Raw genomic sequence first — 2,679 nt, forward strand, 5'->3', positions numbered from 1 at the left:
GAGGCCGACCTCGAGCCGGGCCAGCGCTGGACCGGGTGGCACCTGATCGAGAAGGACCTCTGGCCGCAGCGGGCCAAGGGCTACGAGCCGCTGACCCGCGCGGAGCGGTCGACGTACGCCGACGACCTGCTGGCCAACACCCAGACCCTCGACGACCGGGTCCAGGACCTCACGTACTCCGTCGACCAGATCGCGAACGGCTCCCGTGGCCTGCTCGACGAGGTCGCCACAGGCAAGGTGACCGGCGAGGAGGAGTACTGGTCGCGGACCGACCTCTGGGACTTCCAGGCCAACGTCGACGGCGCGCGCGTCGCGTTCGAGGGCGTGCAGCCGATCGTCGAGAAGAACGACGAGGCGCTCGCCACGCAGATCGCAGAGCGCTTCGACGCGCTCCAGGCGCTCCTCGACGAGCACAAGGACGGTGACGGCTTCGTCGCCTACGACCAGTTGACGACCGAGCAGGTCAAGGCGCTGTCCGACGCCGTCAACGCGCTGAGCGAGCCGCTGTCCCGGCTCGCCGCCGCGACGGTCTGAGACAGGGGCATCAGGCATCGGAGGTGAGGACATGGGCGAGGAGCGACGAGGGATCAGCAGGCGCGGCCTGATCGGCGGTGGGGCCGCTCTCGGGGTCGGCGCGGCTGCGGTCGGGTTCGGTGCGGGGCGGGCGACGGCCGTCGAGACCGAGCGCGCCGGTGCCGCGGCGGCGTACTCCCTCTACGGCGCGCACCAGCCGGGCATCGTCACGCCCGTGCAGGATCGCCTCCACTTCGCGACGTTCGACGTCACCACCGACTCGCGCGCGGCACTGGTCGACATGCTGCGCGCGTGGACCGACGCCGCCGCCCGCATGATGCATGGTGACGGCGCAGGACCCTCCGGGCCGACGTCCGGAGACTACGACGCCCCGCCGGACGACACCGGCGAGGCGATCGACCTTCCTCCGTCGCGGCTCACGCTGACGTTCGGCTTCGGGGCCTCGCTCTTCGACGACCGGTTCGGCCTGTCCGGCAAGCGGCCGGCCGCGCTCGATCCCCTTCCGCACTTCCCCGGTGACAACCTGCGCCCCGAGCGCAGCGAGGGTGACCTCTGCGTGCAGGCGTGCGCCGACGACCCGCAGGTCGCCGTGCACGCGATCCGCAACCTTGCCCGGATCGGCTTCGGCACCGTCGGCATGCGGTGGTCACAGCTCGGGTTCGGCAAGACGTCGACCACGACCCGAGACGAGGCGACGCCTCGCAACCTGTTCGGCTTCAAGGACGGGACGATGAACGTCAAGTCCGACGACCGTGACGCTCTGGCCGACCACGTGTGGGTCGGCGAGGACGCCGACCAGCCGTGGATGGCCGGGGGCAGCTACCTGGTCGCGCGGCGCATCACGATGACGATCGAGACCTGGGACCGGCAGTCGCTGCGTGAGCAGGAGCGCGTGGTCGGCCGGACCAAGTCTGAGGGGGCGCCGCTGTCCGGCGGCGTCGAGCGCGACCAGCCCGACTTCGAGCGGGCCGGCCGCGAGGGGAAGCCCTTGGTCGACCCCGCCGCCCACGTCCGCATCGCGCACCCCGACCACAACGGCGGCGTGCAGATGCTGCGCCGTGGCTACAACTTCGTCGACGGCAGCTCCGACATCGGCCGGATGGATGCCGGTCTCTTCTTCCTCGCCTACGTCGTCGACCCCGCGACCCACTTCGTCCCGGTGCAGATGCGGCTGGCCACCCTCGACGACATGCAGGAATACGTCCAGCACACCGGCTCCGGGCTGTTCGCGATCCCTCCGGGCGTCCGGCGCGGCGAGTACGTCGGGCAGGGCCTCTTCTCCGCCTGAGCCTGCGCGACGCCGGTCGGAGTGGCACGTTGGTGACCATGGCAAAAGAGACCCGTCCGATCGGGATCGACGTCGGCGGCAGCGGCATCAAGGGCGCGCCGGTCGACCTGAAGAAGGGCGAGTTCGCCGCTGAGCGGCTCCGGATCGAGACCCCGAAGGAGTCGACACCGGACGCGGTCGTCGACGTCATCGCCGAGATCGTCGACCACTTCGGCGACCGTGACCGCAAGGCCCCGGTCGGCGTCGCGTTGCCGGCCGTCGTGACACGCGGCCTGGTCCGTACGGCCGCCAACATCGACCGCAGCTGGATCGGCACCGACGCCGTCCGCCTGCTCACCGAGCGACTCGGGCGGCAGGTGGTCGTCCTGAACGACGCCGACGCCGCCGGGATCGGCGAGCGTGAGTACGGCGCGGGGCGCGACACGTCCGGTCTCGTCATCATGACCACCCTCGGCACCGGCATCGGGACGGCGATCCTCAACGAGGGACACCTCGTCCCCAACAGCGAGCTCGGCCACCTGCGCATCGACGGCGAGGACGCCGAGAAGTCCACCTCGTCTGCCGCGCGTGAGAACGAGGACCTCTCGTGGGAGGAGTGGGCCGAGCGTCTCCAGCGCTACTACGCCCGGCTCGAGGACCTGCTCTGGCCCGACCTGTTCATCGTCGGGGGAGGAGTCGCGAAGCACGCCGACAAGTTCCTCCCCCTCCTGCACCTGCGCGCGCCCATCGTGGCCGCACGGCTCGGCAACTCCGCCGGCATCATCGGCGCTGCCCTGAGGGCGTCGCGAGCGCAGGACTGAGACGCGTCAGGCGGTCGTCTCGGGCTCGTAGGTGAAGAACGAGATCCGACCGTCGAT

At 70.9% G+C, this 2,679-nt stretch carries 3 protein-coding genes; all 3 read left to right on the plus strand.

Features of this window, described 5'->3' with window-relative positions; translation table 11 throughout:
• Positions 1–534 (plus strand): EfeM/EfeO family lipoprotein (locus PV363_RS17125; RefSeq protein ID WP_301022992.1); only part of this gene is annotated, 534 nt, incomplete at its 5' end.
• 31 nt (positions 535–565) lie between these two features.
• Entirely contained in the window at positions 566–1,822 is a 1,257-nt protein-coding gene (gene efeB, locus PV363_RS17130; protein WP_301022993.1) for an iron uptake transporter deferrochelatase/peroxidase subunit, read from the plus strand.
• Positions 1,823–1,860: 38 nt separating this feature from the next.
• Positions 1,861–2,622, plus strand: a complete 762-nt coding sequence (ppgK, locus tag PV363_RS17135; RefSeq protein WP_301022994.1) for a polyphosphate--glucose phosphotransferase — start codon at positions 1,861–1,863, stop codon at positions 2,620–2,622.
• Positions 2,623–2,679 lie beyond the last annotated feature (57 nt).

This window comes from Mumia sp. (genome assembly GCF_028803055.1).
Lineage (GTDB): Bacteria > Actinomycetota > Actinomycetes > Propionibacteriales > Nocardioidaceae > Mumia.

Bases quoted from the DNA above. Each gene is read 5' to 3' on its own strand.
- efeB (WP_301022993.1), top strand. From the start codon at position 566: ATGGGCGAGGAGCGACGAGGGATCAGCAGGCGCGGCCTGATCGGCGGT.
- ppgK (WP_301022994.1), top strand. From the start codon at position 1,861: ATGGCAAAAGAGACCCGTCCGATCGGGATCGACGTCGGCGGCAGCGGC.